General features: G+C 68.3%; 22 protein-coding genes and 1 pseudogene. 19 read left to right on the forward strand and 4 right to left on the reverse strand.

Annotated elements, in window-relative coordinates:
• Positions 1-40: 40 nt before the first annotated feature.
• The 3 genes and pseudogenes from CCO03_RS12450 (at position 41) to CCO03_RS12460 (ending at position 3434) form a co-directional block, all read left to right on the forward strand.
• Complete coding sequence (locus tag CCO03_RS12450) at positions 41-661, forward strand: glutathione S-transferase family protein (protein WP_087281509.1); 621 nt, start codon at positions 41-43, stop codon at positions 659-661.
• 185 nt (positions 662-846) lie between these two features.
• Positions 847-1460: pseudogene (locus CCO03_RS12455) on the forward strand (TRAP transporter small permease subunit).
• 15 nt (positions 1461-1475) lie between these two features.
• Entirely contained in the window at positions 1476-3434 is a 1959-nt protein-coding gene (locus tag CCO03_RS12460) for a TRAP transporter large permease (RefSeq protein ID WP_087281511.1), read from the forward strand.
• 227 nt (positions 3435-3661) lie between these two features.
• Here CCO03_RS12460 and CCO03_RS12465 read toward each other — a convergent pair whose 3' ends face one another.
• Positions 3662-4681 (reverse strand): phytanoyl-CoA dioxygenase family protein, encoded by a 1020-nt coding sequence (locus CCO03_RS12465; protein WP_157667669.1) that lies wholly within the window; start codon positions 4679-4681, stop codon positions 3662-3664.
• A 235-nt stretch (positions 4682-4916) separates the two neighbouring features.
• On the opposite strand from CCO03_RS12465, the gene CCO03_RS12470 reads away from it, so the two are divergent.
• From CCO03_RS12470 to pdxH, 11 genes are all read left to right on the forward strand, one after another.
• Entirely contained in the window at positions 4917-6113 is a 1197-nt protein-coding gene (locus CCO03_RS12470; protein ID WP_087281515.1) for an amino acid aminotransferase, read from the forward strand.
• 247 nt (positions 6114-6360) lie between these two features.
• Complete coding sequence (locus CCO03_RS12475) at positions 6361-8151, forward strand: nitrite/sulfite reductase (RefSeq protein WP_087281517.1); 1791 nt, start codon at positions 6361-6363, stop codon at positions 8149-8151.
• A 29-nt stretch (positions 8152-8180) separates the two neighbouring features.
• Positions 8181-8576: a DUF934 domain-containing protein gene (locus CCO03_RS12480; RefSeq protein WP_087281519.1), complete on the forward strand. Its 396-nt coding sequence runs from the start codon at positions 8181-8183 to the stop codon at positions 8574-8576.
• Positions 8573-9205 carry a phosphoadenosine phosphosulfate reductase domain-containing protein gene (locus CCO03_RS12485; protein WP_087281521.1) on the forward strand — a complete coding sequence of 211 codons (633 nt, stop codon included), beginning with the start codon at positions 8573-8575 and terminating at the stop codon, positions 9203-9205. The genes CCO03_RS12480 and CCO03_RS12485 overlap by 4 nt, the downstream gene beginning before the upstream one ends.
• Before the next feature lie 58 nt (positions 9206-9263).
• Positions 9264-10223, forward strand: a complete 960-nt coding sequence (gene cysD / locus CCO03_RS12490; RefSeq protein ID WP_087281523.1) for a sulfate adenylyltransferase subunit CysD — start codon at positions 9264-9266, stop codon at positions 10221-10223.
• A complete protein-coding gene (locus CCO03_RS12495) occupies positions 10223-11620 on the forward strand; it encodes a sulfate adenylyltransferase subunit 1 (protein WP_087281525.1) in 1398 nt (465 codons plus the stop codon). The genes cysD and CCO03_RS12495 overlap by 1 nt, the downstream gene beginning before the upstream one ends.
• A 134-nt stretch (positions 11621-11754) precedes the next feature.
• A complete protein-coding gene (gene fdxA / locus CCO03_RS12500) occupies positions 11755-12084 on the forward strand; it encodes a ferredoxin FdxA (protein ID WP_087281527.1) in 330 nt (109 codons plus the stop codon).
• 266 nt (positions 12085-12350) lie between these two features.
• A complete protein-coding gene (locus CCO03_RS12505; RefSeq protein WP_087281529.1) occupies positions 12351-13601 on the forward strand; it encodes an NAD(P)/FAD-dependent oxidoreductase in 1251 nt (416 codons plus the stop codon).
• Positions 13602-13935: 334 nt separating this feature from the next.
• Entirely contained in the window at positions 13936-15024 is a 1089-nt protein-coding gene (gene hisC, locus CCO03_RS12510; RefSeq protein ID WP_087281531.1) for a histidinol-phosphate transaminase, read from the forward strand.
• Between the two features lie 422 nt (positions 15025-15446).
• Positions 15447-16376, forward strand: a complete 930-nt coding sequence (locus tag CCO03_RS12515) for a LysR substrate-binding domain-containing protein (protein WP_087281533.1) — start codon at positions 15447-15449, stop codon at positions 16374-16376.
• Between the two features lie 106 nt (positions 16377-16482).
• The gene (gene pdxH / locus CCO03_RS12520; RefSeq protein WP_087281535.1) at positions 16483-17118 is read left to right on the forward strand and encodes a pyridoxamine 5'-phosphate oxidase; all 636 of its coding nucleotides are present in this window, start codon (positions 16483-16485) and stop codon (positions 17116-17118) included.
• 373 nt (positions 17119-17491) lie between these two features.
• On the opposite strand, the gene CCO03_RS12525 is transcribed toward pdxH, so the two are convergent.
• Together CCO03_RS12525 and msrA are read right to left on the reverse strand one after the other, a co-directional pair.
• Entirely contained in the window at positions 17492-18418 is a 927-nt protein-coding gene (locus CCO03_RS12525) for an AEC family transporter (RefSeq protein WP_087281537.1), read from the reverse strand.
• A 192-nt stretch (positions 18419-18610) separates the two neighbouring features.
• Positions 18611-19186: a peptide-methionine (S)-S-oxide reductase MsrA gene (gene msrA / locus CCO03_RS12530; protein WP_087281539.1), complete on the reverse strand. Its 576-nt coding sequence runs from the start codon at positions 19184-19186 to the stop codon at positions 18611-18613.
• A gap of 247 nt (positions 19187-19433) precedes the next feature.
• Here msrA and CCO03_RS20630 point away from each other — a divergent pair, with 247 nt between their 5' ends.
• The 5 genes from CCO03_RS20630 (at position 19434) to CCO03_RS12555 (ending at position 24131) form a co-directional block, all read left to right on the forward strand.
• A complete protein-coding gene (locus tag CCO03_RS20630) occupies positions 19434-20027 on the forward strand; it encodes a sugar O-acetyltransferase (RefSeq protein WP_087281541.1) in 594 nt (197 codons plus the stop codon).
• Between the two features lie 142 nt (positions 20028-20169).
• The gene (locus CCO03_RS12540; protein ID WP_087281544.1) at positions 20170-20838 is read left to right on the forward strand and encodes a protein-L-isoaspartate O-methyltransferase family protein; all 669 of its coding nucleotides are present in this window, start codon (positions 20170-20172) and stop codon (positions 20836-20838) included.
• A gap of 103 nt (positions 20839-20941) precedes the next feature.
• Positions 20942-21283, forward strand: coding sequence for a rhodanese-like domain-containing protein (locus CCO03_RS12545; RefSeq protein WP_087281545.1), 342 nt, complete (start codon positions 20942-20944; stop codon positions 21281-21283).
• A gap of 30 nt (positions 21284-21313) precedes the next feature.
• Entirely contained in the window at positions 21314-22729 is a 1416-nt protein-coding gene (locus CCO03_RS12550) for a TolC family outer membrane protein (protein WP_236903796.1), read from the forward strand.
• A 193-nt stretch (positions 22730-22922) separates the two neighbouring features.
• Positions 22923-24131: a CaiB/BaiF CoA transferase family protein gene (locus CCO03_RS12555; RefSeq protein ID WP_087281547.1), complete on the forward strand. Its 1209-nt coding sequence runs from the start codon at positions 22923-22925 to the stop codon at positions 24129-24131.
• Positions 24132-24275: 144 nt separating this feature from the next.
• Here the strand turns inward: CCO03_RS12555 and CCO03_RS12560 are convergent, their stop codons facing one another.
• Positions 24276-25052, reverse strand: a complete 777-nt coding sequence (locus tag CCO03_RS12560) for an enoyl-CoA hydratase/isomerase family protein (RefSeq protein ID WP_087284633.1) — start codon at positions 25050-25052, stop codon at positions 24276-24278.
• Positions 25053-25162 lie beyond the last annotated feature (110 nt).

Consider the following 25162-nt stretch of genomic DNA (forward strand, 5'->3'; position numbering starts at 1 on the left):
GCACCATGGCGTCTTCGTTCACCTTTCTGGAGCCCAACCCATGACCGACCTGACCCTGTACACCCACCCCATGTCGCGCGGCCGCGCCACGCGCTGGATGCTGGAGGAAACGCGCCTGCCCTACGACGAGGTGATCCTGGACTGGACCGGCAGCATGAAGTCACCGGCCTACCTCGCCATCAACCCCATGGGCAAGGTACCGGCCCTGCGTCACGGCGACGTGGTGGTGACGGAGAACGCCGCCATCGCCCTGTACCTGGCCGACCTGGTGCCCGAGCTGCAGCTGGCACCGCCCCCGGGCAGCGCCGAGCGCGGCACCTACTACCGCTGGATGCTGTTTCTCGCCGGTCCGTTCGAAGCCCTGCTGACCGCGCGGCAGGCGGGCGCACTGGCACCGCCCACCAGCGCGGGCTACGGCCAGGCCGACGACACCCTGCACGTGCTGCAGCAGGCCGTGCGCGACCAGCGGCACCTGGTGGGCAACCACTTCACCATGCTGGACCTGTATGCGGCCGCTTGCCTGGGCTATTACATGCAGGTCGGTGTTGTGCCCAAGCTGCCCGAGTTCGAGGCCTATGTGGCGCCGCACCTTGCACGCCCGGCCTGCACGGCCGCCGCCAGCCGGGACAACGCGCTGGCGGCGGCCCTGCCCACGCCCTGAAATTCCGATTACCTATCGCGCTTTTCAAACCTCGCGTTCACGGGAAATCCCGGGGAGCATCTCCCCGAAGCCCTTGTCCACGAGGGGATACGGCTCATTACAATCGGCGCTTTCAACGTTGCCCGTCCGTGCCTCACGGCGCGCAGCGTTTTCTTTTGCCTACGCCGCAGTTGAAAGGCGCGCCCATGCAATTTCTCTTGTCCATCTCAAGGGCCATCGACTGGCTCAACGCCCAGGTCGGCCGATGGGGCATCTGGCTCATCCTCATCGCCACCTTGATCAGCGCCGGCAACGCCTTGGTGCGCTACGTGTTCAACTACAGCTCCAACGGCTTCCTCGAAGTGCAGTGGTACCTGTTCGCATGGTCGTTCGTCATCGCGGGCGGCTACACCCTGCTCAACCGCGAACACGTGCGCATCGACGTGATCAACAGCCGCCTGTCCAAACGCACCCAGGTGTGGATCGACATCATCGGTTTCGCCTTCTTCCTCACCCCGCTGTGCATCCTGGTGCTCGTGCTGTGCGTCCCCGAGCTGCTGAGCAAGATCGAATCGGGCGAAATGTCGGGCAACCCGGGGGCCTCATCCGCTGGCCCGTGTGGCTGGCCATCCCCATCGGCTTCACGCTGCTGATGCTGCAGGGCTGGTCCGAGCTGATCAAGCGCGTCGCCTTCCTGCGTGGCCAGGGGCCTGACCCCATGGGCCGCTTGAGCGATGCTTCGGCCGAAGAAGAGCTGGCGCAGGCCCTGCGCGCGCAACAAGAACAACAAGCCAAGGCCGGCGCGCCTTCGGCCCCCTGAGGCAGGAGACCCCACATGGAGTTCATTGCCAACAACTACGCCCCCATCATGTTTGCGGGGCTGATCGTGTTTCTGCTGCTGGGTTTCCCAGTGGCCTTCAGCCTGGGGGCCTGCGGCCTCTTCTTCGGTGTCATGGGCATCGAGCTGGGCGTGTTCCCCGCCCACGTGATGGCCTGGTTGCCCCAGCGCCTGATCGGCATCATGGCGAACGACACGCTGCTCGCCGTGCCCTTCTTCACGCTCATGGGCCTGGTGCTCGAACGAAGCGGCATGGCCGAAGACCTGCTCGACACCGTCGGCCAGGTGTTCGGCCCCATGCGCGGCGGCCTGGCCCTTGCGGTGATCTTCGTCGGCGCCCTGCTTGCTGCCACCACCGGCGTGGTCGCTGCGTCGGTGATCTCCATGGGCCTGATCTCGCTGCCCATCATGCTGCGCTACGGCTATGACCGGAAACTGACCAGCGGCGTGATCGCTGCCTCAGGCACGCTGGCGCAAATCATCCCGCCCTCGCTGGTGCTCATCATCATGGCCGACCAGCTCGGCAAGAGCGTGGGCGACATGTACAAGGGCGCCTTCGTGCCGGCCTTCATCCTGGTCGGGTTGTACGTGCTGTACATCGTCTGCCTGGCCATTTTCAAGCCCGCCAGCGTGCCGGCCCTGCCCCGCGAGGCCCGCATCTACCGCCAACCCGACGGCAGCAGCGGCTACACCTCGCTGTGGGTGCTGCTGGCCCTGTCGGCCGCCGTGTCGTTCTTCATCGCCGAGCACCTGGAAGCCGTGCACGCCTGGTTCGGCAAACCCGTGGACGTCGTCGCCACCGACGAACGCGTGGTGGTCGCGGTCTGCGGCGGCACCTTCGTCGCCTTCGTCATCGCCATGGCCAACAAGCTGCTCAAGCTGAACATGCTCTCGCGCCTGGCCGAACGCGTCACCTTCGTGCTGATTCCGCCGCTGCTGCTCATCTTCCTGGTGCTGGGCACCATCTTCCTGGGCGTGGCCACACCGACCGAAGGCGGCGCCATGGGCGCGGTGGGCGCGCTGTTGATGGCCTGGTTGCGCGGCCGCCTGCCGTTCCATCAGCTCAAGCAAGCCCTGGCCTCCACCACCAAGCTGTCCAGTTTCGTGATGTTCATCCTCATCGGCGCCACCGTGTTCTCCATGGTGTTCCAGGCGGCCGACGGCCCGCTGTGGGTCGAGCACCTGCTCACGGATCTGCCAGGCGGCCCGGTCGGCTTCCTCATCTTCGTGAACGTGCTGATCTTCTTCCTCGCGTTCTTCCTCGACTACTTCGAGCTGTCGTTCATCGTCATTCCCCTGCTCGGCCCCGTGGCTGACAAGATGGGCATCGACCTGATCTGGTTCGGCGTGCTGCTGGCCGTGAACATGCAGACCTCGTTCATGCACCCGCCGTTCGGCTTCGCGCTGTTCTTCCTGCGCTCGGTCGCCCCCGAAAAGCAGTACGTGGACAAGGTCACGCACAAGGTCATGGAGCCCGTGACCACCATGCAGATCTACAAGGGCGCCATCCCCTTCCTCATCATCCAGCTGACCATGGTCGGCCTCCTGATCGCCTTCCCGCAACTGGTGACCGGCAGCCTGGACAAAAAGGTGGATGTGGACATGAACGCCGTCGGCGAGCAGATGCTGCGCGACCTGAACGCCCAGGAAGGCGGCAGCAGCACCGCCAGCGACGTGCCCAATGCCGGTGGCTATGGCGACAACCCCTTCGCCACCTCGGGCGACAGCCCGGCCACCGAAGGCCAGGCGCCGGCCGAAGCCGCCCCCAGCTCGGGCGACGACGGCAACTACGGCTACAACCCGTATGGCGAAGCCGCCGAGCCTGCGCCGGGCGCCGAGGCATCAGGTGGCGAGGCACCCGGGGCTGCCGCGACCGAAGCGCCCGCGGGCGCATCGACCGAGGACGCGGCCGCCAAGGCGCTGGAAGACGCCCTGCGCGCGCAAGAAAGCAAGTGATGCCGACCGCGTGAGAGAGTATGGCCGGTTTCTCGTTTCACAATGAACGGGAACCGACACATACTGCCATCACCGCATCACCACAATGGCCTGACCACATCGTGTGGTCAGGCCATTCGCTTTTGGGCGCCAGCAGCGCGCTTGCCTGAGATGATCTGGGACGCTCGGCGCTGCAATGGCTCGATCCCACAAAGGGGTGAAGGCAGCTTGCTGCCGCCTCAGACCTATCAGTAATACATCGTGGCCGTGTGACAACCCGGCTGGTAGGTCCGATAGACCTGCTTGTCCTTGGGCAAGTAGCGGAAGTAATTCGGCGTTGCCGACTGCGGCGAGAAATGGGTCACCAGACTGCGGCGCGTGACATCCGGGTTCAAAATCTGGCTGCCGCCATGGGCCAGATCGGCCGACCATATGAGCACATCACCCTTTTTAGGCAGGAAATGCGCCAGCTCCAGACCCTGGGCCTCGGAGCGTTCGACCAGGCTGTTGAGGTGCCCCATGTGCTCCGCGTGCGGATCGCGTTCGTGGTTGTAGTGCTTGAATCGGCCGCTGTACTTCCAATCGGCCAGCGCATGGTGGCTTCCCACGTAGTAGATCAGCTCACCGGAACCGGGCTGAATGTCTTCCAGCGCCAGCCAGGACGCACAAATCTCCAATGGCCGATCCGCCACCACGTACGCCGTGTCCTGGTGAATGGCCTGTGTGGAGCCCCGTTCGAAATGCAATCCTTGAAAGGCCAGCACCTCCTCTTCGAACACCGCCCTCAAAAACTTATGCACCGCTTCGTTGAACACCATGGGCAAGGCACTGGGCATGCAGGCGTAGGTGTCCAGGATTTTGGACAGCGGCGCCTTCACATCTGCATCGGCCAGGGAAACCACACTTTTGTCCTGGGGCCCTTGGACCGGCACACTGACCTGCAGCGGTGAGATCCCCGAGGCGATGTGACGTTGCAACTCCGCGGTGTACGCATCGATCAGCTCATGCGACACCGCCTGCTCCAACACCACATAGCCGTCTCGGATGAACTGCTCGATCTGCGGGCGCAAGACGGCAACATCGGGGTCCTCGGCCGCCTTGCGGTCCAAAACGGCCAAGGCGTCCCTCCGGTCAATCCACAAACCGCCGAAGTCGCTGTAGAACTCGGCACCAGCCTCTTCGCGCGCCTTGGGGCGCCCAGAGCCCCCCGATGCGCTGGCCTGTGGCTTGGGAGCTGGAAAGAACAGGGACTTGAACAGATTTTTCATGCGCCATCTCAGCAATCGATACATCACCTCATCATAGTAGCCCTCAGATACATTCTGATCAGCGGTAATAGGCGGGCCGGTGAGATGCCCATCGTGCCCACATGGCAACACACCGGTAGCCCGGGCGGCATGCCACTAAAATACCCGCGCGCTCACTGGCGCTGCTGCCCAGGCCCTGGCCGATCGTCAGGCCGCCTCTCCAGCATTGTCTGACTCACCTGTGCAGGACTTTTCAATGTCTTTGTTTTCTGCCGTCGAACTGGCACCCCGCGACCCCATCCTGGGCCTGAACGAGCAATTTGCCGCTGACACCAACCCCAACAAGGTGAACCTGGGCGTGGGCGTGTACTTCGACGAAGCCGGCAAGCTGCCCCTGCTGCAATGCGTGCAAGCTGCCGAAAAAACCCTGATGGGCACCCCCACACCCCGTGGCTATCTGCCGATCGACGGCATCGCGGCCTACGACGCAGGCGTCAAGAACCTGGTGTTCGGCGCGGACAGCGAGGTGCTGAAGGCCGGTCGCGTGGCCACGGTGCAGGCCCTTGGGGGCACGGGCGCCCTGAAAATCGGCGCCGACTTCCTCAAGCAGCTGAACCCGGCGGCCAAGGTGCTGATCTCGGACCCGAGCTGGGAGAACCACCGCGCGCTGTTCACCAAGGCCGGCTTCGAGGTTGACACCTACGCCTACTACGACGCCGCCAAGCGCGGCGTGAACTTCGACGGCATGCTGGCCAGCCTGAACGCCGCAGCCGCCGGCACCATCGTGGTGCTGCATGCCTGCTGCCACAACCCGACCGGCTACGACCTGACGCCCGAACAGTGGGAGCAGGTCATTGCCGTGGTCAAGGCCAAGAACCTGACCGCTTTCCTGGACATGGCCTACCAAGGCTTTGCCCAAGGCCTGGCGCAAGACGGCGCCGTGGTGGGCAAGTTCGTGGCCGCCGGCCTGAACATCCTGGTGTCGACCTCGTTCTCCAAGAGCTTCAGCCTGTACGGCGAGCGCGTGGGCGCCCTGTCGGTGGTGTGCACGGACAAGGACGAAGCGGCCCGCGTGCTGAGCCAGATCAAGATCACCATCCGCACCAACTACTCCAACCCGCCCATCCATGGTGGCGCCGTGGTGGCGGCCGTGCTTGGTGACGCCACGTTGCGCGCCCAGTGGGAACAGGAGCTGGCCGGCATGCGCGACCGCATCAAGGCCATGCGCCAGCAGCTGGTCGCAGGCCTCAAGGCAGCGGGCGTGCAGCAGGACATGAGCTTCATCACCACCCAGGTGGGCATGTTCAGCTACTCGGGCCTGAGCAAGGACCAGATGGTGCGCCTGCGCAACGAATTCGGCGTCTACGGCACCGACACCGGCCGCATGTGTGTGGCCGCCCTCAACGAGAAGAACATCGGTTACGTCTGCGCCTCGATCGCCAAGGTGCTCTGAACCCGGCGTTCTCCTTCCAGCGGCCTCCGGGCCGCTTTTTGTTGCGGCCCGCGCGCGCCGACCGGCCGCTCGGGCGGTTTGTTATATCGAGGCAAAGCCGAAATCTGCGCTTCAATATGCCGAAAGCGCATATATGCCAAACAACTTAATCGTTTGGTTTTGGCCGCCCAGGCCCTAGAGTTCACCCTAAGAAGCTTGCATCGGGTTTACCCGGTGCCCTACAGCGTCACGTTACCCCACGCCAGCCATGTATCGCTACACCGATTTCGACAAAGCCTTCGTCCGCCAGCGCGCCGCCCAGTTCCGCGACCAGCTCGACCGCTGGCAGCGCGGCGAACTCAGCGATGAGGAACTGCTGCCCCTGCGACTGCAAAACGGCTGGTACATCCAGCGGTATGCGCCCATGGCCCGCATCGCTGTGCCCTATGGCGAAATCAGCAGCACCCAGCTGCGCATGCTGGCGCACATTGCCCGTGACTACGACAAACCCGATGCCGAGCTGCTGGCCCATGCCCAGGCCACCCAGGACGAACTGCAGGCAGCCCAGCCCGGTCTCACGCTGGCTGCCGCGCCGCTGAAGTACGGCTACGGCCACTTCACCACGCGCACCAACGTGCAGTTCAACTGGATCCCCATCACCAAGGCCGCCGACGTGATGGACCTGTTGGCCAGCGTGGGCATGCATGGCATCCAGACCAGCGGCAACGCCATGCGCAACATCAACTGCGAAGTCTACGAAGGCATCGCCGAGGATTCGATTGCCGATGCGCGGCCATTTGCGGAAATCCTGCGTCAATGGAGCACCCTTCACCCCGAATTCGCCTTTCTGCCGCGTAAATTCAAGATGTCGTTCAACGGCTCCGCCGAAGACCGCGCCGCCACCAGCTGGTACGACATCGGCCTGCAGATGACCCGCAGCGCCGACGGCGAACTGGGCTTCGCCGTGAAGGTGGGCGGCGGCATGGGCCGAACGCCCGTGATCGGCGCCGTGGTGCGTGAGTTTCTGCCCTGGCACCAGCTGCTCAACTACATCGAGGCCGTGATCCGCGTCTACAACCTCTACGGCCGACGCGACAACAAGTACAAGGCGCGCATCAAAATTCTGGTCAAGGCGGAGGGTCAGAAATTCATCGACGCTGTCGAAGCCGAATACCAAGCCATCCTGACGCAGGACGGCGCCCCCCACACCATCACCCAGGCCGAGCTGGACCGTGTTTCGGCCAACTTCGAGGTGCCCGAGCTCAAGCCCGCCAACCTGCCCTCCAGCGTCAAGACGGATGGTCAGCTGTACCAGCGCTGGCTCCAGCAGAACGTGCGCGGCCACCGCCTGCCCGGCATGCGCGCCGTCACGCTGTCGTTCAAGCGCGTGGGTTTTGCGCCCGGCGACGCCGACGCCGACACCATCGACGCGCTGGCCCAGTTGGCCGACCAGTTCTCGGCCGGCGAAGCCCGGCTGTCGCACGAGCAGAACCTGCTGCTGCCCTGGGTGTTCGAATCCGACCTGCCCGCGCTGTACGAAGCCGCTCGCAACCTGGGCCTGGCCCAACCCAACATCGGCCTCTTGACCGACATGATCGCCTGCCCCGGCGGCGACTTCTGCGCCCTGGCCAACGCCCGCTCGCTGCCCATCGCGGCCGCGCTGACCGAGCGTTACCAGGACCTGGACGAGGTGTTCGACCTCGGCCCCATCGACCTGCACATGAGCGGCTGCATCAACAGCTGCGGCCACCACCACAGTGGCCACATCGGCATCCTGGGCGTCGACAAGGACGGCAAGGAGTGGTACCAGGTCTCGCTGGGCGGTGCCGATGGCAGCACGCTGTCGGGTCCGGCCATCGCGGGCAAGGCCGTGGGCCCCTCGTTCTCAGCCGCCGAAGTGCCCGACGTGATCGAGGCCGTGCTGACGACCTTCCGCGAGCTGCGCAAGCCCGGCGAGTTCTTCATCGACGCGCTGCGTCGCATCGGCCAGGACCCGTTCAAGGCCGCGGCCAACGCCGCCCGCCACCCCAAGCAAGCCGAAGAAGCCCTGGCCGACTGATCGCGCCGTTCTCACATTAGCCCACCGCCATGAACATCTTTGCTGCCAACGCCGTGCCGGCCAGCGACAACCTGCTGAAAACGCTGCAGATCACCAACGATGCCGAACTCGCCGAACTTGCGGCCAGCGGCGCCCTGCAGGGTGTCGAGCTCATTGAGCTCACGTTCCCCAAGTTCACCGATGGCCGCGCCTTCAGCCAGGCCGTGCTGCTGCGCCGTCGCTATGGCTTCAAGGGCGACCTCCGCGCCACCGGCGAGGTGCTGATCGACCAGCTCGTGCAAATGGCCCGCAGCGGCTTCAGCAGTGCCGTGCTGCGCGAAGGGCTCGACCCCGCCGTTGCGCAACGCCAGTTTGAGCGTTACCCGGCCTTCTACCAGGGCGACGCGCTGAACCCCCGCCCGCTGTTCGCTCGGGAGGCTGCATGAGCTCCGCTGACACCCTCGACCTCGCCCGCGTCAATGCCGAACTCGGTCGCGACGCCGACGCCCTGGTGAAGTGGGCGTTGGACCTGAACCAGCCGGCCATCGTCACCACCAATTTCCGCCCCTTCGAGGCCGTGATCCTGCACATGGTCACCCGCGTGCAGCCCGACGTGCCCATCGTCTGGATGGACAACGGCCACAACACCGAGGCCACCTACCGCTTCGCCGACGAGGTGACCCGGCTGCTGAAGCTGAACCTGCGCACCTACCTGCCCTTGCGTTCGCGCGCCCACCGCGAGGCCGTGGACGGCCCCACGCCGGCACTGGACGACCCGCGCCACGCCGCCTTCACCGAAGAAGTGAAGCTGGAGCCCTTTGCCCGCGCCCTGCGCGAAACCGCGCCCAAGGTGTGGTTCACCGCCCTGCGCGCCGCCGACACCGCCGTGCGGGCGCAGATGGACCCGGTCAGCATCAATCCGGATGGCCTGATCAAGGTGGCGCCCGTGCTGCACTGGTCGTCCAAGGAGATGTACGAGTACTGCAAGGCCCATGGCCTGCCCAACAACTTCGACTACGTGGACCCGACCAAGGGCGAAGAGCACCGCGAGTGCGGTTTGCACCTGGCCCATTGATTTGACCGAGCGAGCCCGCATGCGAATGCCGCCCGCTCCCCTCCACGCCCCGCACCCCATGAACGCCACCACCGAATCCGCCGTGATCCAGTCGGCCCTCAACCAGGCTGCTGCCCACCACCTGTCCAATGCCCACCTTGACGCGCTGGAAGAAGAAACCATCTTCATCCTGCGCGAGGTTGCGGCCTCGTTCGAGCGCCCCGCGCTGCTGTTCTCGGGCGGCAAGGACTCGCTGGTCATGCTCAAGTGCGCCGAAAAGGCGTTCGGCATCGGCCGCATCCCCTACCCGCTGTTGATGATCGACACCGGCCACAACTTCCCCGAAGTGACGGCCTTCCGCGATCAGCGGGCCGCCGAGCTGCAGGCCAAGCTCATCGTGCGCAGCGTGGAAGACTCCATGGCGCGCGGCACCGTGCGCCTGTCGCGTCCCGACGAGCCGCGCAACGCCCACCAGTCGGTGACCCTGCTCGAAGCCATCGAGGAATTCCGCTTCGACGCCCTGATGGGCGGCGCGCGCCGCGACGAGGAAAAGGCCCGCGCCAAGGAGCGCATCTTTTCGCACCGCGACAGCTTCGGCCAGTGGCAACCCAAGGCGCAGCGTCCCGAGCTGTGGACGCTGTTCAACACCCGCCTGGCACCCGGTGAACACTTCCGCGTGTTCCCCATCAGCAACTGGACCGAGCTCGACGTCTGGCAGTACATCGAGCGCGAGCAGATCGCCTTGCCCAGCCTGTACTACAGCCACCCGCGCCAGGTCGTCGAGCGCAACGGCCTGCTGATGCCCGTGACCGATCTGACGCCGCCCCGCGCCGATGAAACCGTGCAGACGCTGCCCGTGCGCTTTCGCACCCTGGGCGACGTGACCTGCACCTGCCCCGTGGCCAGCGAGGCCGGCACGGCCGCCGACATCATCGTCGAGACGCTGTCCGCCAACGTCAGCGAGCGCGGCGCCACCCGCATGGACGACCAGACCAGCGAGGCCTCGATGGAAAAACGCAAGAAAGAGGGCTACTTCTGATGTCCGACGTGCTTGAACTCAACCGACCTGTTTCCTCTTCTGCCGTGACCGCCTCCCAAGCCCCCGATACCGGAACCGCCCTGCGCTTCATCACCTGCGGCTCGGTCGATGACGGCAAGAGCACGCTGATCGGCCGCCTGCTGGTCGACAGCCGCGCCGTGCTGCAAGACCACCTCGCCGGCGTCACCAAGCAAACGCACGATGGCGATCAGGTGGACCTGGCCCGCCTGACCGACGGCCTGGCCGCCGAGCGCGAGCAAGGCATCACCATCGACGTGGCCTGGCGCTACTTCAGCACCGAAGCCCGCAAGTTCATCATCGGCGATGCCCCCGGCCACGAGCAGTACACGCGCAACATGGTCACGGCAGCCAGCCAGGCCGACGCCGCCGTGGTGCTGGTCGATGCGACCAAGCTGCCCTGGGCCCGCGAAGGCGGCCCCGCGCAAGACAGCGACGCCCTGCTGCCGCAGACCCGCCGCCACAGCCTGCTGGCCCACCTGCTGCGCGTGCCGTCCATCGTGTTCGCCGTCAACAAGCTGGACGCCTTGCCTGACGCCGCAGGGGCCTTTGCCCGCATCAGCGCCGCGCTGACCCGCTTCACGCAAGAGGCCGGCATCCAGGCCGTGGCCACCGTCCCCATGTCCGCCCTGAAGGGCTGGAACGTGGTCGGGCCGCGCGCCGATGAGCCCGGCTGGGCCGGCTACCAGGGCCCGGCCTTGCTCGAGTTGCTCGAAACCCTGCCCGTCACGGGCGAAGCGCAGGCATCGCTGGCCTTTCCCGTCCAGTGGGTGGAAACGCCCCAGAGCGGGGACAGCGACACCGCACGCGGTCGCCGCGTGCTCTGGGGCCGCGTGGCCGCCGGCGAGCTCACCGCCGGTTCCCAGGTCCAGGTGCTGCCCAGCGGCCAGCGCGCCGTGGTGGCCGAGGTCATCAACCACGTGCGCCAGCCCGGCGCCGTGCTGGCTGGCCACAGCGCCGGGCTCAAGCTCGACCGCGAGCTCGACATCTCGCGCGGTGACTGGGTGATCGCCGCACCGGCCCCGGTGGCCGACGACAGCTTCGACGAGCCCACGCCCAGCTACGCCGTCACGCGCGAGCTGCAGGCCGTGGTCGCCTGGCTGGACGACGATGCCCTGACGCCCGGCCGCGTTTACTGGGCGCTGCACGGACACCGCTGGATCAAGGCGCGGGTCAAGCGCGTGGTGCACCAGCTCAACATCAACACCCTGGCACGCGAGGAGTCGCACGACCTGCCCGCCAACGCCATCGGCCGTGTCGAGCTCACGCTGCAGGACGGCATCCCCGCCGTGCCCTACGCCGAGTCGCGCCACCTCGGTGCGTTGATCCTCGTGGACAGCGCCACCAACCGCACCGCCGCAGCCGTGCTGGTGGCGTGATGCCGCTGCCGCCCCTGTCCCCTGCCTTGCCCGCCGCCGGTCTGGCCCCAGACCGCGCGGCGTAAAATGTCGGGTTTTCCTGCCTGCGCCTGGGCCTGCTCGATGCAGGCCCCACCTCGAGCCCCTTTCTCACCATGACTCACGTCGTCTCCGAAAACTGCATCCGCTGCAAATACACCGATTGCGTGGATGTGTGCCCCGTGGACTGCTTCATCGAAGGTCCGAACTTCCTCACCATCGACCCCGATGAGTGCATCGACTGCGCCGTGTGCATCCCCGAGTGCCCGGCCAACGCCATCTACGCCGAAGAAGACCTGCCCCCCGGTCAAGAGCACATGATTGCGCTGAACGCCGAACTGGCAAAGCTGCCGGGCTGGAAGCCGCTGACCAAGCGCAAGGCCTCGCTGCCCGACGCCGACGAGTGGAACGGCAAAGACGGCAAGCTGGCCGAGCTGATCCGCTGACGCGGGCGCGGCTCGGGGCCGTGTGGCCGACACCGGGCCACCTCGGGCAGCCCGCACGCCGCCGACCCAGCCCCTGATGAACGCGCCCTCCTGGCGCGTTTTTTCTTGTGGCAGTATGCCCGCATTGCCGTTTGTTAGCCAATCGCAACAGCCGCATACCCCATTGCCTCGTATTCAACCCACCGCGCGGCCGCTTAACCCCAACGGCCACGCGTGTGCCGGCCATCGCGCCCGGCCGACCGGACCTGGCGCGGCATACTCACCCCATGACCGTTGCCTCTGTGGAGCCTGACGCTCCGTCCCCCCTGCACCGCGTGGATGCGCTCATCGTCGGCGCCGGCCCGGTGGGCCTGTTCGCGGCGTTTCAATGTGGTCTGCTGGGCCTGCGCTGCGCCGTGGTCGATGCACTGCCGTTCGCGGGCGGCCAGACCGTGCAGCTCTATGCCGACAAGCCGATCTACGACATCCCCGGCATCCCCGTCTGCACCGGGCGCGAGCTGACGGCGCAGCTGCTGGCCCAGATCCAGCCCTTTGGCATCGAGCTGCACCTGGGCCTGCAGGTGAGCGCGCTGCAGCCGGCCTCCGACGACCCAGACGCCGAGGTCCCGGCATCGACCGCCGCCACGTCGGCGCCGGTGCGCGGTGCGGTGCCTCAGGACTCAGCCTCGGCGCCCGGCTCGGCAGCATCGGCCCAGACCACGGCCGCCGCATCCCAGCCTGGCTACCTGCTGACCACCGCGCCCAGCCACGCGCCCTCACACGCCGGCCCGCGCTTCGCCGCCCGCTTCGTCTGCATCACCGCGGGGGTCGGCGCCTTCGTGCCCCGTCCGCTGCCGGGTCTGGCCACCGAGACCCTGGCGCCGTTCGAAGGCCGCGGCCTGCATTGGCACGAACCCTTGAGCGACGACGCAGCCGCACCCGCCGGCCCGCACGTCATCGCCGGCGGCGGCCCCGAGGCCGTGCACGCCACCTGGCGCCTGGCGCAGCAGGCCCATGACCGCGACGCCCCCATCGTCATCGTGCACCGCCGCGATGTGCTGCAGGCCGACGAGCCGGCGCTGCAGGCCATCGCCACGCTGCGCGCGCAAGGCCGCGTCCAGGTGCTGGCCGGCCAGGTGGCCGCGCTGCAGGCCGACGAGGCCGGGCAGCTTGCGGCCCTCACGGTGGCCACACCCGATGGCCAGACCACGCACGTGCCCGCCGCCCGGCTGTGGGTGCTGCAGGGCCTGTCGCCCCGCCTGGGCCCGCTGGCCGACTGGGGCATGGCCCTGGCCAAGCGTCAGGTGGCCGTGGACCCGGCAACCATGGCCACCAGCCTGCCCGGGGTGTTCGCCGCCGGCGACGTGGTGAGCTACGCCGGCAAGCGCCGCCTCATCATCAGCGGCTTTCACGAGGCCACGCAGGCCGCCTACGCCGCGTCGGACCTGCTGCTGGGCCGCGAGACACCGGTGCAGTACACGACCACCAGCCCCGAGCTGCAGCGGCGCCTGGGGGTGCTGGTGGCCACGCCACCATGAGGCGCGCAACCCGCTGCCCGGCCTGGCGCGGCCCTGGCCCTGCACAAGCCCGGGCCGCGGCGCGTCCAACTCAAGCGCCGGCAGGCGGGCTCGGCCCAGGCCGTGGTCGTGACCGTGACCGAACAGGCACACAGCGCCTGACCTTGACAGCTCCGCCCACCCGGGCCGCGCATCGATTGCTGCGTATCATGCCGAGCCGGCGTCCCGCCTGACCCGCGCCGCCACCGGCCCATGCCGGCTTGCGCGGCGCCCCGGCCCCGCGGCCGGCCACGACGCACCAGCCCCTGCACCCGCCGACCTCTGCCCTTCTGCCATCCCTTCACCGCGCCTCACCATGACTGCCCCATCCCTCTTCTGGAGCCCGCTCGTCGCCACGCTGCACCCCTATGTGCCGGGCGAGCAGCCCCGCATCGCCGGCCTGGTCAAGCTCAACACCAACGAGAACCCCTACCCGCCCTCTCAGGCCGTGATCGACGCCATCACCCAGGCCGCCGCCGACGGGCTGGAGCGCTACCCCGACCCGGAATCGCTGGCCGTGCGCGAGGCCGTGGCGCGCCGGCACGGGCTGACGGTGGATCAGGTGTTCGCCGGCAACGGCTCGGACGAGGTGCTGGCGCACGCGTTCCAGGCCTTTTTCTGCCACCCCGGCCAGGCCCTGCTGGTGCCCGACATCACCTACAGCTTCTACCGCGTGTACGCCCAGCTCTACGGCATCGAGCTGGGGGTGATGCCGCTGGACGAGGGCCTGTGCGTCGACGTGCCCGCGCTGGCCGCCCGGGCCGCCCAGGGCTGCGCCGGCATCGTGCTGGCCAACCCCAACGCACCGACCGGCCAGGGCCTGCCGCTGGCCGACATCGAAACCCTGCTGCAAGCCTGCCCCGACCGCGTGGTGCTGGTCGACGAGGCCTATGTGGACTTCGGCGGCACGTCCGCCGTGGCGCTGCTGGCGCGCTACCCCAACCTGCTGGTCGTGCACACGCTGAGCAAATCGCGCGCGCTGGCGGGCCTGCGGGTGGGCTTCGCCATGGGCCAGGCACCGCTGATCGACGGCCTGACCCGCGTCAAGGACAGCTTCAACTCGTACCCGCTGGACCGCCTGGCCACCGCCGGCGCGGTGGCGGCCCTGGACGACCAGGCCTGGTTCGACCGCGCCTGCGCGGCCGTCATCGCCTCGCGCGAGCAGCTTGCACAGCAGCTGACCGCGCTGGGCTTCGAGGTGCTGCCCTCGCAGGCCAACTTCCTGTTCGTGCGCCACCCCGCGCACGATGCCGCGCGCCTGGCCGCCGCCCTGCGCGAACGCGCGGTGCTGGTGCGCCATTTCTCGCAGGCCCGCATCGCGCAATACCTGCGCATCAGCATCGGCACGCCCGCGCAATGCGATCGCCTCGTGTCTGCTTTGACGGAGATTTTCAAGGCAGTATGACCCAGCTGCCGTTTTCATTCCAACGGCAAAGCAACCATACTGCGACATTTTTTGGCGGACATGGAAGCAGCGCAGTCAGGCGGCGCTGTGACGGCGCCTGAACGCCCCGGCTCGCTTCAACGCCCCGACGCCGCCGTGCGAGCTCGTCCCGCCCGGTGCAAGCGCCCGACGACCCGCCGAACGTCGAGCGCGTGATGGCGGTGGCGTCCATGGCCAGGGCGAGTGCCGGGCCGATGCCGGTCACGAAGCGGTCCATGACCATCGACGCGTCGGATGCTGCGGCTTGCGACGATGCGTGCGGCCCTGGCCGCATGCATGGCGGCACCGGTCACGCCTGCATGTGCCCTCCGCGCCGAGGTCAGGCCGACAGGCGGGTGCCGCGCCCGTGGGCGACAATCGCGGCTCTCCGCCCACGCCTCACCATGCAGCACACCCACCTCTCGACTTCGCGTGCCCTGGACCTGACGACGCTGCGCCTGTTCGTCGCCGTGGCCGAAACCGGCAGCATCGGCCAGGCCGCCGAGCGCGAATTCATGGCCGCCTCCGCCATCAGCAAGCGCCTGTCGGACCTGGAGCACCTGCTGCGCGCCCCCCTGCTCGATCGCCATGCGCGTGGCGTCACCCTCACGCCGGCGGGCGACGCCCTGCTGCACCACGCCCGCAACGTGCTGTTCGGCATCGACAAGCTGCAGGCCGAGCTCAGCGAGTACGCCGACGGCATCCGCGGCCACGTGCGCGTGCACGCCAGCATGTCCGCCATCTTCGAGTTCCTGCCCGAAGACCTGGGCGCCTTCATCCACCGCCACCCCGAGGTCAAGATCGACCTGCAAGAGCACCTCAGCGCCGAGGTGGCGCGCGCCGTGCTGGAAGGCGCGGCCGATCTCGGCATCTGCAACCTCAGCGGTGCCACGCGCGAGTTGCAGACCCTGCCCTACCGCCGCGACCGCCTGGTGCTGGTGGCGCCGCAACGCCATCGGCTGGCCAAGCGCGAGGCGCTGGCCCTGGCCGAGGCGCTGGACGAGGACTTCGTGGGCCTGACCAGCGGCAGCTCCATCGCGCTGGCGCTGCAGCGCGCGGCCAGCAACGTGGGCAAGACCGTGCGCCTGCGCATCCAGGTCGCGGGGCTGGACGCCATGTGCCGCATGATCCACGCCGGCCTGGGCGTGGGCGTGATGCCCGAGCGCGCCTTTGCGCTGATGCAGGGCGTGGGCGAGCTGGCCAGCGTGCCGCTGACCGACGACTGGGCCGTGCGCGACATCGGGCTGGTGGCGCGCGACTTCGGCAGCCTGCCGATGACGGCCCGCACCCTGGTGGCCCACCTGCGCGAGCGCAGCGGTGCCCAGCTGAGCTGACGCCTGAGGCGCGCCTGCCCCGCCAGCGCAGGGCCCTGGCATCGCCCACGTCACCGTGGCCCGGCCGCCGAGCGCCTTGACCAGCGCGCCACTATCATCGGCGGCCATGCAAGACATCGCCCAACTGCGCAAGAGCTACGAGCGCGCCGAACTCAACGAATCGGCCTCGCACGCCAACCCGGTCGACCAGTTCGACCAGTGGCTGAAGGAAGCCATCGCGGCTCAGGTGCCCGAGCCCAACGCCATGACGCTGGCCACCGTGGGACCGGATCTGCGCCCCTCCACGCGCATCGTGCTCATCAAGGGCTACGACGCGCGTGGCATCGTCTGGTACACCAACTACGCCAGCCGCAAAGGCAGCCAGCTGGCCGGCAACCCGTTCGCGGCGTTGCAGTTCCACTGGGTGGAGCTCGAGCGCGTGGTGCGCATCGAGGGCCAGGTCGAGCGGGTCAGCGAGGCCGACAGCGACGCCTACTTCCAGAGCCGCCCCCTCGATTCGCGCATCGGCGCCTGGGCCAGCCCGCAAAGCCAGGTCATCCCCAGCCACACCTGGCTGATGGCCGAAGCGGCGAAGTACGCCGCCAAGTTCATGCTGAACCCGCCACGCCCGCCGCACTGGGGCGGTTACCGCCTGGTGCCCGAGCGCTGGGAATTCTGGCAAGGCCGCAAAAGCCGGCTGCACGACCGCCTGTGCTACCGGCAGCAGGCCGACGGCTGGTCGCGCGAGCGCCTGGCGCCTTGATGAAGATCAGAGGGCGGTATGGCCCTGCTGCCGTTCAAAATTGAACGGCAATTGCCTCATACTGCGCCTCACCACCCATGTCGGTTTTCGTTCGCCAGCGACCCCTGAGGACTGGCCATGCCTGCGGCCCCTGCTGAACGCGCCGTCCAGACCGGCCCGGCCAACGGCGAGGGCACCGAACCGCGCCGTGGCACCTACGTGGTGGCCATCGGGCGGGCCTTGAAGCTTCACACGTGCGGGGCCCAGCTCACGCCGCTGGCGCTTGTCCTGAACACGCAGGACGCCAAGGCCCTCGATGGACGGTGTTCGCAGAGGAGCACGGCGTGCTGGCCTGCCCGGCACCTCGTCCGACCGCCTGGCCAGCCGCCTGCCGTCAGGCCACCGGCACCCAGGCCACCAAGGCCATCAGCACCAGCGGCATGCTCAGCAGCGCCAGCACGGTGGAGGTGGCGACTTCGGCCGTGATCTCGTCGGCGCCGGTGTTGTAGCGCTGGGCGAACATGAACACGTTGGCCCCGGTGGGCAGCGCGGCGGCACAGGTCATCACCGCCAGCGGCAGGCCACGCAGGCCCAGCCACCAGCCCAGGCCCAGCATCAGCGCGGGAAACACGGCGTTCTTCACGCCCGCCATGGCCAGCGCCACCTTCAGGTGGCGGCCCACGGTGGCCTGCGCCAGCGTTGCCCCCACCAGCAACAGCGACAGCGGCCCCAGCGCCAGGCCCATCAGCGACAGGGGTTTGTCGATCACCTCGGGCAGCGGCAGGCCCAGGCCGGACCACACCAGGCCCGCGATGATGGGCAGCGGGATGGGGTGGAGGATGCCGTTGCGCAGCGCCCGCAGCACCGTGCGCCACATCGGCGCCGCGTCACCCCCTTGCGCACGCTCGCGCGCCGCGGCCAGCTCGAACACCACCGTGGCGCCAGTCAGCAGCACCAGCGAATGGATGGAGATCAGCGTGAACAGCTGCACCTGGCCGGCTTCGCCATACAGCATGCCGATCAGGGGCACGCCGATCATGATGGTGTTGCCAAAGGTGCAGGCCAGCGCGCGCGCCGCGCCCACGCAGGTCAGCCCATGGCCCGCCAGCACCCCGAAAAACACCACGCCGGCGGCGACGAAGTAGATGCCCACGGCCTCGAAGTTCAGCTGGTCGAGGTGCACCTGGCCCATGGTGCGAAACAGCAGCGCCGGCGTCAGCACCAGGAACACCAGGTTGCCCAGCTCCTTCACGCCCACCGGGCTCATCCAGCGCAGGCGGGCAACGACAAAGCCCAGTGCGATGAACAACACCACGGGCATCAGGGAAGAGAAAACTGCCGACACAAGGCCTCACACAACACGCCTTGTTCAAGGCACTGCGAAAGCGCCGATTGTGCGGCAGCGTCAATCGGCAATCTGCGCCAAGCGCCGCCCGCGGCCGATGGTGGACACGGTCAGCGCGTCAGGTCGGCGCTGCCGGCCGGCGTGCACCGCCACACCGGGCGCCCGGCCTCAGACGCGGTGCGGCGGCACGCCCTCGCGCTGCAGCGCCTTGAACTTGTCGCGGAACTTGCGCAGTTTGGGCGCCGCCACCGCCATGCAGTAGCCCTGCGTGGGGTTGCGCTCGTAAAAGTCCTGGTGATAGTCCTCAGCCGGCCAGTATGCCGCCAGAGGCGTGATTTCGGTGACGATGTCCTGGTCATACACCGCATCGCGCTGGAGCTCGTCGACCAGCTCGCGGGCCACGCTCGCCTGCTCGGGCGTGCTGACGTAGATGCCGCTGCGGTACTGCGTGCCCACGTCGTGGCCCTGGCGGTTGAGCTGGGTGGGGTCGTGCGTGGCGAAAAACACCTCGAGCAGGTCACGCGTGCTGACCTGAGCCGGGTCGTACACCAGCTTGACCACTTCGGCATGGCCGGTGCGGCCGCTGCACACCTGCTCGTACGTGGGGTGATCGATCTGGCCGTTGGCGTAGCCCGACTCCACGTCGAGCACGCCCCGCACCTCTTTGAACACCGATTCGGTGCACCAGAAACAGCCGCCCCCCAGAACCAGGGTCTCTGCGGCAACGCCTTGTGGATGGTCCATGTTGCTTCTCCGGCACGGCATCGTCAGCCGAGCCAATCCGTCAAAATCCAGGGGCAGATTGTGGCGCCGAATCGTGGGCGGATCCCGTCGATTCGGCCGAGGCATCAGGGCCTGCAGGGGCAATGCCCTCGCCGCGGTTTGCACGCCTTCAACGCGTGTCCCGCGCGCATCGCCACCATGCGCGACCCTGCGCGGTTCGGCCCAAGTTGCCTGCAAGCAAATTCCTACCCATCACCCTCCATCTTGGATGAATGAACTGCAAAAAGCAGCCGCCGGCCTGCTCTACGACGCCAACCACGACCCCGCGGTGCTCGAGATGCGGCTGCAGGCCAAGGTCAAGCTGCACGACTTCCATGCCTTGAGCCCCGCCAACGTCACCGCCCGCCAAGCCATTTTGAGAAGCCTGCTGGGCCGGATTGGGGCGCGCTTCACCATCGAAGGCCCGTTCCACTGCGATTACGGCTTCAACATCGGCATCGGCGATGACTTCTACGCCAACGTCAACCTCGTGATCCTGGACGGGGCGCCGGTGACGATTGGCCACCACGTGTTCGTGGCCCCGAACGTGGGCCTCTACACCGCCGCGCACCCGCTTGATGCGGCGCGGCGCAATCAGGGGCTGGAATACGCGCTGCCCATCACCATCGGCGACCACGTGTGGATCGGCGCCGGCGTGTCCGTCATGCCGGGCGTGTCGATCGGATCGGGCAGCATGATCGGGGCCGGCAGCGTAGTCACCCGCGACATCCCCGCGGGTGTGGTGGCCGTCGGCAACCCCTGCCGCGTGCTGCGCGCCACCACCGAAGCCGACGCCCGGCAAACCCGCTTCGCCAAGCCGTGAACAGCGCCCGCCGGCACCGGCCCCAACCTGCCGGCACACCCGGTCGGGCGAGCCGGGGGCGGCGCCGGCGCCACCCGCCGAGCCGATAGAATCGCCGGATTGGCTAAGGCCCGCCATCGCGGGCAACCAGGAGAACAGAGCAATGAACGTTGAACAGGCCCGATTCAACATGGTCGAGCAGCAAATCCGCCCCGCCGGCGTGCTCGACGAGAGGGTCTTGAACCTGCTGTTGGTGCTGCGTCGCGAGGCTTTCGTGCCGCCCGCGCACCGTGATCTGGCATTTGCCGACATGGAACTGCCCCTGCGCGACGCCGAGGTCGCGCTGAAAAAAGGCCAGGTCATGCTGGCCCCCAAGGTCGAGGCGCGCATCCTGCAAGACGTGGACGTGCAAAAGACCGACAAGGTCCTCGAAGTGGGCACCGGCTCGGGCTACATGGCCGCCCTGCTGGCCAGCCGCGCCAGCCACGTCATCTCGCTCGAGATCGATGCCGAACTCGTGGCCCTGGCCAAGGACAACCTGCAGCGGGCCGGCATCGGCAACGTGGAGGTGCGCCAGGCCGATGGCGCGGTGCCACCGCTGGATGGCCCGTTCGACGTGATCGTGCTGAGCGGCTCCATGGCCGAGGTGCCCCAGGCCTACCTGGACGCCCTCAAGCCCGGCGGCCGCCTGATGGCCATCGTGGGCGTGGCCCCCGTCATGCGGGGCACGCTGGTGCGCCGCACGGCATCGGGCTTCGAGACCACGCAGCCCTGGGACACGAACGCCCCGCGTCTGCAGCACTTCCCCGAAGCCGCTGTGTTCGAGTTCTGATGCCGGCCGAGCAGGTGCCGTGCAGGGCCTCCGGCCTGCACCCACGGCCTGCTCAGCCCCGCATCGTGGCGTTGAGGCGCACGGCGCCGAGGGAGTGTTCCGCATGATCGATCAAGTCAGCCCCCGTCAACTGGCCGCCTGGGGCCAGCACCACCAGCAGCAAGGGCGGCTCCTCGTGCTCGACGTACGCGAGCCGGCCGAGTTGCAGATTGCCGGCGTGCGCCCCGACGGCTTCGACCTGCTCACCATCCCCATGCACGACGTGCCGCAGCGCATGAACGAGCTGGACCCGGATCGGCCCATCGCCTGCTTGTGCCACCACGGCGGCCGCAGCCAGCAGGTGGCCCACTTCCTGGCGCAGCGCGGTTTCACCTGCCTGGCCAACGTGGCGGGCGGCATCGACGCGTGGTCGAGCGAGCTCGACCAGACGGTGCCCCGCTACTGACGCGCGGTGCGCACGCCCCCGGCCCCCACCGTGTCCGCCTCCCAGCCCTTGCGGCGGCTCATCGGCCCACTGGCACCCGCCCTGGCCCTGATGAGCCTGAGCCCGGTTGCCAGTGCCCAGGACCTGCTCAACGCCTGGCACAAGGCGGCCCTGCACGATGCCCGCTACCAGGCCGCGCAGGCGCAGCGCCAGGCCAGCCTGGCACGGGCCGATCAGGCCCGGGCCGGTTTGCTGCCGCAGCTGGGGCTGGGCGCGAGCAGCACCCGCACCCACCTCGATTCGACGCTGGACATGGCGGCGCCTGCCGGCCAGCAGAACCCCGTCACCAGCTACAGCACGCACAACATCAGCCTGAACGCCAGCCAGCCGCTGTACCGGCCGGCCAACCTGGCCACCTGGCGGCAAGGCGACAAACAGGGCCAGGCGGCCGAGCAGGAGCTGAACCGCGCGACCCAGCAGCTCATCACGCGCCTGGCACAGGCCTATTTCGACGTGCTGTCGGCCCAGGATGCCTTGGCCACCACGCAGCAGCTCGAGCGGGCCGTGGCGCAGCAAAAGGCCGCAGCCGACAACAACTTCGAGCTGGGCAACACCACCATCACCGACAGCCGCGAAGCACAGGCCCGCGTCGACCAGGTGCTGGCGCAGCGCATCGCGGCTGAAAACAGGCTGCAGGTGCAGCGCCTGGCGCTGGACACGGTGATCGGCGAGGCCGGCTTCGTGCCCGCACCGCTGGCCCTGCCGGCGCAGCTGCCCGACGTGGCCGCACGCACCATGGACGACTGGGTGGCCACCGCCCTCAGCCAGCACCCGCAGCTGGCTCAGGCCCGGCTGGCCGTGCAGGTGGCCGAGCTGGAAACCGAGAAGGCCCGCGCCGGCAACAAGCCCACGGTCGACCTGGTGGCCAGCGTGGGCCGCGTGAACTACCCCCAGGGCAACCCGCAATCCATGTACCCCGGCGTGCCCACGCGCGCCAACCAGGCCAGCATCGGCGTGCAGTTCAACATGCCGCTGTTCGCCGGCGGCCTGGTGCAAAACCGCGTGCGCGAAACGCTGGCGCTGGAAGACAAGGCCCGGGCCGACGCCCAGGACGCCGAGCGCCAGATCGGTCAGGCCGTGCGCAGCGCCTGGCTGACGCTGCAGGCCGGCCGGGCACAGATCAAGGCCCTGGAAGCCGCCCAGGCCTCGGCCCAGAGTGCGCTCGAGGCCAGCCAGCTGGGCTACGAGGTAGGTGTGCGCATCAACATTGACGTGCTCAACGCCCAGACCCAGCTCTACGACGTGCGCCGGCAGCTGGCACAGGCCCGCTACGACCTCATCGTGGGCTGGCTGCGCCTGCACGAGGCCGCGGGCGTGCTCGACGACCAGCAGCTGCGCACCGTCAACGCGCTGCTGACCACCGCCACACCGCCTTCGGCCGCCAAGGCATCGGCGGCGGGCCGCTGACCTCTCCTGACTGGTGTATGCATCCATGCTCGTTCATTCGACATCGGCAGTGACCCCATACTCCACCTTGTTGAAGCACGCGCGCAGGCTGCGAACCAGCCCATTGGCCGCCGATGCCTTCGCTCGCCTCGTTCCCACTCCGGGCTGACCCGCGGCTGCGCCGCGTCGTCCTTTGTCCCCATTGGCTTGCCCCATGACCCCACCAGCCCCCGCCCCACGCCGCCTGCCCTTGCAGGGCCTGCGCGTGGTCGAGTTCACGCACATGGTCATGGGCCCGACCTGCGGCATGGTGCTGGCCGACCTCGGGGCCGAGGTCATCAAGGTCGAGCCCGTCGACGGCGACCGCACGCGCCACCTGCTGGGCGCGGGCGCGGGCTTTTTCCCCATGTTCAACCGCAACAAGCAGAGCATCGCGCTGGACCTGCGCCAGCCCGAGGGCGCAGCGCTCGCGCGCGAGCTGTGCGGCAGCGCCGACGTGGTGGCCGAGAACTTCAAGCCTGGCAGCATGGCCAAGCTGGGGCTGGACCACGCCAGCCTGTCGGCCACCCACCCGCGCCTCATCTACGTCAGCCTCAAGGGCTTTCTGCCCGGCCCGTATGAGCACCGCACCGCGCTGGACGAAGTCGTGCAGATGATGGGCGGGCTGGCCTACATGACGGGCCGCCCCGGTGACCCCTTGCGCGCCGGCACCAGCGTGAACGACATCATGGGCGGCATGTTCGGCGCCATCGGCGTGCTCGGCGCCCTGGTCGAGCGCGGCATCACCGGCCTGGGGCAGGAGGTGCAGAGCGCGCTGTTCGAGAACAACGTCTTCCTCGTCGGCCAGCACATGCTGCAGTACGCCATCACCGGCGTCGCCGCACAGCCCATGCCCAACCGGATCTCCCCCTGGGGGCTGTACGACGTGTTCACCGTGCGGGACGGCGAGCAGATCTTCCTCTCGGCCGTCAGCGACGCGCAGTGGACGCAGCTGTGCCGCACCCTGGACTGGCCCGACCTCGCCGCCGACCCGCGCCTGGCCAGCAACACCCTGCGCGTGCAGCACCGCGAGGTCATGCTGCCGCTGCTGCGCGAGCGCTTCGCACCCTTCGCGGCGGCCGAACTCGCGCAGCGCTTCGAGGCCGCGGGTCTGCCGTACGCCCCCATCCGCAAGCCCGAGGAGCTCTACGACGACCCGCACCTGCAGGCCACCGGCGGCCTGGTAGACATCCGCCTGACCGACGGCGAGCGCGCCGGCCAGACCGCCGGCGCCGCGCTGCTGCCCATCACCCTGCACGGCGAGCGCCTGGGCCTGCGCCAGCACCCGCCGCAGCGCGGCGAACACACCGACGCCATCCTGCGCCGCCTGGGGCGTGACGAGGCCGAGATCGCGCGCCTGCGCGCCGCCCAGGTCATCGCCTGACCGGACGCATAGCCGCCCCGGTGTGCACACGCTGGCCGCCCACGGCCCCGCGGGACCAGCGCCCGCGGGTCGCACCGGACGCACTTCGTGCATCGGGCGCGCTGGCGCATTGGCCCGCGCTGACCGCACCCGAGCGATCCCCGCTCAGCCCTGGGCCGAGGGCCAGGCCGGTTTGCGCTTTTCGGTGAAGGCGCGCATGCCTTCGGCCGCGTCGTCGCTGGCCGCCACGGTGGTGAAGTGGTTCACGGCGTCGGCCACGCCCTTGCGGTAGTCCAGGTCGATGGCGTTGTAGAAGGCCTGGCGCCCCAGCCGCAACACGTGCGGCGGCTTGCTGGCCAGGACCTGGGCCACCTCGCGCGCGCGCGCCAGCACCTGGTCTTCGGGGACGATGGCGTTGACCAGGCCCAGGCGTTGCGCCTCGGCCGCGTCGAACGCACGGCCGGTGAACAGCAGGTCGAAGGCCACGTGGCGGCCCACGATGCGCGGCAGGTGCGTGTAGTGGATGGCCGGCGTCACGCCCACGTCGATCTCGGGGTAGCCAAAGGTCGCCGTGTCGGCCGCAATCAGCATGTCGCACGAGACGGCCAGCGTCATGCCACCGCCGCGCGCCGTGCCGCGCACGGCCGCGATGCTGGGCTTGCCCAGGCGCTGCTGGGCCTCGAACAGCCCGGTGTACAGCATCTCGACCAGCGCGTGCTTCTGCGGCAGGCTGGCGTCGACCATCTCGCTCAGGTGCAGGCCGGCGCAGAACCGGCCCGGCACCGCGCTGCCCAGGATCACGGCGCGCACGCCGGGATCGACGCGCGCCGCGTCGAGGTGGCTCAGCAGCTCGCGCATCAGCGGCGCGGTGAGGGCGTTGACGGGCGGACAGTCGAACAGGATCTCGGCCACCCCGTCGCGGACGTCGTACTTCATGTGCATGCAAAACTCCAGGTTGAAAAATCGGCGTAACACCATGGGTATACAGCCACTGCCGATAATTTGTAATCGGCAATCACACCATACTGCTCACCCCTGTGTGACACAGACCC

Origin of the sequence: Comamonas serinivorans, from assembly GCF_002158865.1 — a bacterium.
In the GTDB taxonomy this organism is placed as follows: domain Bacteria; phylum Pseudomonadota; class Gammaproteobacteria; order Burkholderiales; family Burkholderiaceae_C; genus Comamonas_E; species Comamonas_E serinivorans.